General features: G+C 73.9%; 4 protein-coding genes and 1 pseudogene. 2 read left to right on the forward strand and 3 right to left on the reverse strand.

Annotated features, from left to right (window positions below):
- Window positions 1-33: 33 nt before the first annotated feature.
- Window positions 34-1,239 (reverse strand): MFS transporter, encoded by a 1,206-nt coding sequence (locus BKE38_RS20600; RefSeq protein WP_076959126.1) that lies wholly within the window; start codon window positions 1,237-1,239, stop codon window positions 34-36.
- A 94-nt stretch (window positions 1,240-1,333) separates the two neighbouring features.
- Between BKE38_RS20600 and BKE38_RS20605 the strand changes: the two genes are divergently transcribed.
- On the forward strand, window positions 1,334-2,260 hold the full coding sequence (locus BKE38_RS20605; RefSeq protein WP_076959127.1) for a LysR family transcriptional regulator: 927 nt from the start codon (window positions 1,334-1,336) through the stop codon (window positions 2,258-2,260).
- Between the two features lie 55 nt (window positions 2,261-2,315).
- On the forward strand, window positions 2,316-3,668 hold the full coding sequence (gene pcaB / locus BKE38_RS20610; protein ID WP_076959128.1) for a 3-carboxy-cis,cis-muconate cycloisomerase: 1,353 nt from the start codon (window positions 2,316-2,318) through the stop codon (window positions 3,666-3,668).
- An 89-nt stretch (window positions 3,669-3,757) separates the two neighbouring features.
- Here pcaB and BKE38_RS20615 read toward each other — a convergent pair whose 3' ends face one another.
- The gene (locus BKE38_RS20615) at window positions 3,758-4,399 is read right to left on the reverse strand and encodes a hypothetical protein (protein WP_076959129.1); all 642 of its coding nucleotides are present in this window, start codon (window positions 4,397-4,399) and stop codon (window positions 3,758-3,760) included.
- A 26-nt stretch (window positions 4,400-4,425) separates the two neighbouring features.
- Window positions 4,426-4,805, reverse strand: a pseudogene (locus BKE38_RS20620) (hypothetical protein); the annotation flags it as partial.

Here is a 4,805-nt window from a genome sequence, read left to right on the forward strand (position 1 = left end):
GGACATCGTGGCGACGGAGCTCTCGGGCTGGCGCTAGCGCCAGCGCAGAGCCAGCGCCACCACCGAGGCCGCGAGCGACAGCCCCATCACGCCCGCCCAGCCCGCGAAACCCTGCACCGGGGCGCCGAGCCCCGCGCCGCCGGCCATGCCGATGAAGACGCTGGTGAACAGCAGCGCGTTCAGCCGGCTGCGCGCCTCGGGCTGCAGCCCGTAGACGATGGTCTGGTGGGCGACGAGCGCCGCCTGCACGCCGAAGTCGAAGCCCACCGCGCCGACGGCCAGCAGGGTCAGCGCGACCGGCATCGGCAGCGGCCCGGCCAGCGCAGCACCCAGCAGCAGGGCGAAGGACAGCACCGAGATCGCCGCGCCCAGCCGCGTCACCACCGCAGGACCCCGCTTGTCGGCCAGCCGGCCAGCCAAGGGTGCGGCCAGCGTCCCCGCCGCACCCGCCAGGCCGAAGGCGCCGGCGGCGGCGCTGCCCAGCCCATAGGACTGGTGCAGCATCAGCGCCAGCCCCGACCAGAAGGCGGAGAAGCCGAGCGCCAGCGCGGCCTGGGCGAAGGCCGCCCGCCGCAGCGACGCCTGCCCCTGCCACAGCCGCAGCAGCGACAGAAGCAGCCCGCCATAGGGCAGCTGCGTCGTGGGGGAAAACCGCGGCAGACCGGCGAAGGCCGCAGCCAGGATGCCGGCCTCGGCGATGGCCGCGACCAGGAAGACCGTCCGCCAGCCGAAATTCTCGGCGATGATCCCGCTGGCGACGCGGGACAGCAGGATGCCCAGCAGCAGCCCGGTCATCACCGTCCCCACCATGCGTCCGCGCTGCGCGGCCGGCGCCAGGATCGCCGCCGCCGGCACGATGTCCTGCGCCACCGTGGCCGTCAGCCCGATCGCCAGGCTGCCGGCCAGCAGCAGCGGCAGGCTCGGCGCCATGCCGGTGCCGGCCAGCGCCAGCACCAGCAGCGCCGCCTTCGCCAGGATCAGCCGCCGCCGGTCGAACTTGTCGCCCAGCGGCGCGAGAAGAAGGATGCCCAGCGCATAGCCCAGCTGGGCCAGCATCGGCGCCAGCCCGACCGCGCCGGGATGGCCGAAGGCCTCCCCCAGCAGCCCCAGCATCGGCTGGACATAATAGAGCGACGCCACGCTGAAGCCGGCGCCGCTGGCCAGCAGCAGCACCAGGCCGGGGCCCGGCCCGGTGGTGGCCAATGCATCATCCGTATGGGTCAGGCTCGACGTCGACATGGGAAAGCCTCCAGGAACAGGTGGCCTCCCAGATATCCCGCAGCGCAGCAGGGCTGTAGTGGCCGCTGCCGCAGAAGCATGATACGTCCGGCGTATGACCGAGCTCCGCGACGGCGCCGATCGCCTCGAGCTGATGCGCAGCTTCCTGACCGTGGCCGAGACCGGGACCCTCTCGGCCGCGGCAAGGCGGCTTGGCGTCAGCCAGCCCACCATCAGCCGGCGGCTGCAGCAGCTGGAACGCCTCCTCGGCCTGCGGCTGCTGCGCCGCTCCACCCACGGCCTGTCGCTGACCGCCGAGGGCGAGCGGGCGTTGGCCCAGGCCCGCGACCTGCTCGACGGTTGGGAGGCGCTGGAAGCCTCGCTCCGCGGCGCCCGCGACGCGCCGCGCGGGCTGCTGCGCGTCCAGGTGCCGCATGCCTTCGGCCAGGACCAGCTGATCGCGCCGCTGGCCGAATATCTCCGCAGCTGGCCCGAGGCCCAGGTCGAATGGCGCCTGATCGACCGCGCCCCGGACTTCATCGGCGGCGCCGTCGACTGCGCCATCCGCGTCGGCTGGGTCGAGGACCCCTCGGTCGTCGCCGTGCTGCTGGCCGAGGTGCCGCGCATCGCGGTCGCCGCCCCGGGCCTCTGGGGCGAGGGCCCGCCGCCCGAGACCGCCGCCGCGCTCGCCCCGCTGCCCTGGCTGGCGCTGACCACCTATTACCGGGAGGAACTGCTGCTGACCCATGCGACGGAGGGCACGCACCGCCTGGCGCTGCGCCCGCGCATGGCGACCGACAGCCTCTACGCGCTCCGCGCCGCGGCGCTGGCCGGCGTCGGGGCGGCGGTGCTCTCGGCCTGGGTGGTGGCGGAGGACCTGGCCGCCGGCCGCCTGGTCCGCCTGGCCCCGGGCTGGCAGGCGGCGCCGCTGCCCGTCTACCTGATCTACCCGGCCGGCCGGCTGCAGCCCGCGCGGCTGAGGGAGTTCATCGCCCTGATCCGCGCCCGCCTGCCCGGCATCGCGGGGTTGACGCCGCGTTGACAGCGCCGGCCCGCGGCCGAAAGCTGCGAGCCGTCCAGGGAGAACACCGGAAGAAATGGCCTCCACCGTCCTTGATTCCCTGCTGTTCCGCGATGCCTTCTCGACGCCCGCCATGCGCGCCGTCTTCGCCGACCGCAGGCTGATCGCCCGCTATATCGAGGTGGAAATCGCCCTGGCCCGCGCCGAGGCCCGGCTGGGCGTCATCCCCGCGCAGGCGGCCGAGGCGATCGCCGCCCGCTGCAGCCTGGAGACTCTCGACTTCGAGACGCTGCGACAGGAGACCGACAATGTCGGCTATCCGATCCTGCCGCTGGTGCACCAGCTGGTCGGGCAATGCGGCGAGGCCGGGCGCTACCTCCATTGGGGCGCCACCACCCAGGACATCATGGACACCGCCGACGTGCTGCGCATCCGCGACGCCATCACGCTGGTCGAGGCCGATGTCGCCGAGCTGAGGACGATCCTCGCCGACCTGGCGGAGCGGCATCGCGACACGCCGATGGCCGGGCGGACGCATCTGCAGCAGGCCCTGCCGGTCACCTTCGGCTACAAGGCCGCCATCTGGCTGGCCGGCTTCGACCGCCATGCCGAGCGGCTGCGCCAGCTCAGGCCCCGCCTGCTGGTCGGGCAGTTCGCCGGCGCCGCCGGGACGCTGGCCTCTCTCGGCGCGCGGGGCCTCGCCGTGCAGGCCGAATTCTGCAAGGAGCTCGGCCTCGGCCAGCCAGTCACCACCTGGCATGTCGCCCGCGACGCCTTTGCCGAAACCGTCAACCTGCTGGCCCTGATCGCCGGGTCATTGGGCAAGATCGCGCTCGACATCACCCTGCTGGCCTCGACCGAATTCGCCGAGCTCTACGAGCCTTTCGTCAAAGGCCGCGGCGCCTCCTCCACCATGCCCCAGAAGAGAAACCCGATCTCGGCGGAGCTGATGCTGGCGGCCTCCAAATCGGTGCGGCAGCAGGCCGGGCTGATGCTCGACGCCATGGTGCAGGACCTGGAACGCGCCACCGGCCCCTGGCATGCCGAATGGGTCGCCATCCCCGAGGCCTTCCTGCACACCGCCGGCGCCCTACACCAGGCGAAGTTCGCGCTCGGCGGGCTGATCGTCGATGCCGGCAGGATGCAGCAGAATCTGGGGCTGAGCCGCGGGCTGATCGTCGCCGAGGCGGTGATGATGGGCCTGGCCCCGCACACCGGCCGCGACGCGGCGCATGACATCGTCTACGACGTCTGCCGCGCGGTGAACGAGCAGGGCGGCAGCCTGGCCGAGGCGCTGTCCCGCCACCCGGAGGTCACCCGCCACCTGGACCGCGCCGCCATCGACCGCCTGACGGATCCGGCGAACTATCTCGGCCTGGCGCCGCAGATGGTCGACCGCGCCGTCGCCGCCTCCCGCGCGCAGGGCTGACACGAAAAGGGGCGCGACCCTCTCAGGTCGCGCCCCGCCTGCCGCCATGCCGGGCTTCGCCAGGCCGGCATGGCAGTTCGCGTGGAAACTCAGATCCGCTGGTCGGGGATGCCCGTGCCGGTGCCCGGCGCGCCGACGACGCGGCCGGTCGTGCCCGGCGGATCCATCGGCTCGACGCGGCCGTCCCAGCCGGCGGCGCGATACTCGGCCTCGCGGTCGCGGAGGTTCACCGGGCTGTGGCGGTCGAGGATGGTCTCGGCCTCCGCCCGGCGCATCTCGTCGGTGCGCACCGACACCATGCTGCCGCCGCGGCGCATGCCCTCGGCATAGACCGGCGCATCGGCCTCGCTGACGCCGGCGCCGGTCAGGCTGCCGATCAGCCCGCCCGCCGCGGCGCCCGCTCCGGCGCCGGTCAGCGCGGCGACCAGCGCGCCCGCGGCGACGATCGGGCCGATGCCCGGGATGGCCAGGGCGCCGAGGCCGGCCGCGAGGCCCGCGCCGCCGCCCACCACCGTGCCCAGGGTCGCGCCGATGCCGGCGCCGGACTTGCCGCCTTCCTTGGCGTCGTGATGGGTCGTGTCATGCGCGGCATGGCCGTGGTTCAGCGGCTCGGCGCCATGCGCGACGATGCCGACATCCTCCGGCGAGAAGCCGGCGGCTTCCAGCGCGCGCACGGCCTGCAGCGCATGCTCGCGGGTGTCGAAAAGCCGGGTGATGGTGATCTGGCTCATGGGGAGTTCCTCCTCTGCTGCTCGGTTCAGCGCGCCGCGGCGGTGCCGGAGACCACCTGGCCCTGGAAGTCCAGGCCGACCTGCTCGGGCTTGCCGTCACGCATCGCCTGGCCGCGCCAGACGCCCTGATCGTCCTTCTTCAGCCCTTCGACCTGGGTGAAGCCGGCGGCCTCGATGCGGCCGCGCGCCTGCGCCTCGGTGAAGCTGTTGGCGCCGGCGGCCGGGACGCTGCCGATGGCGGGCGGCGTGTTGCGCTCGGCCGGGCGCTCGCCGGGGGTGGTGGTGGCCGGCGGGACGGCGGTGCGCTCCGGCGGGGACGGGTTGGCGCCCGGTGCCGGGGCGGCGGCGCCCTGCGCCATGGCAGCCGGGGCTGCCAGCAAGGCGACAACAAGAGCCAGGGCCGGGG

This window comes from Teichococcus deserti (genome assembly GCF_001982615.1).
In the GTDB taxonomy this organism is placed as follows: Bacteria; Pseudomonadota; Alphaproteobacteria; order Acetobacterales; family Acetobacteraceae; genus Pseudoroseomonas; species Pseudoroseomonas deserti.

Bases quoted from the DNA above. Each gene is read 5' to 3' on its own strand.
- BKE38_RS20615 (WP_076959129.1), bottom strand. From the start codon at position 4,399: ATGAGCCAGATCACCATCACCCGGCTTTTCGACACCCGCGAGCATGCG.
- BKE38_RS20600 (WP_076959126.1), bottom strand. From the start codon at position 1,239: ATGTCGACGTCGAGCCTGACCCATACGGATGATGCATTGGCCACCACC.
- pcaB (WP_076959128.1), top strand. From the start codon at position 2,316: ATGGCCTCCACCGTCCTTGATTCCCTGCTGTTCCGCGATGCCTTCTCG.
- BKE38_RS20605 (WP_076959127.1), top strand. From the start codon at position 1,334: ATGACCGAGCTCCGCGACGGCGCCGATCGCCTCGAGCTGATGCGCAGC.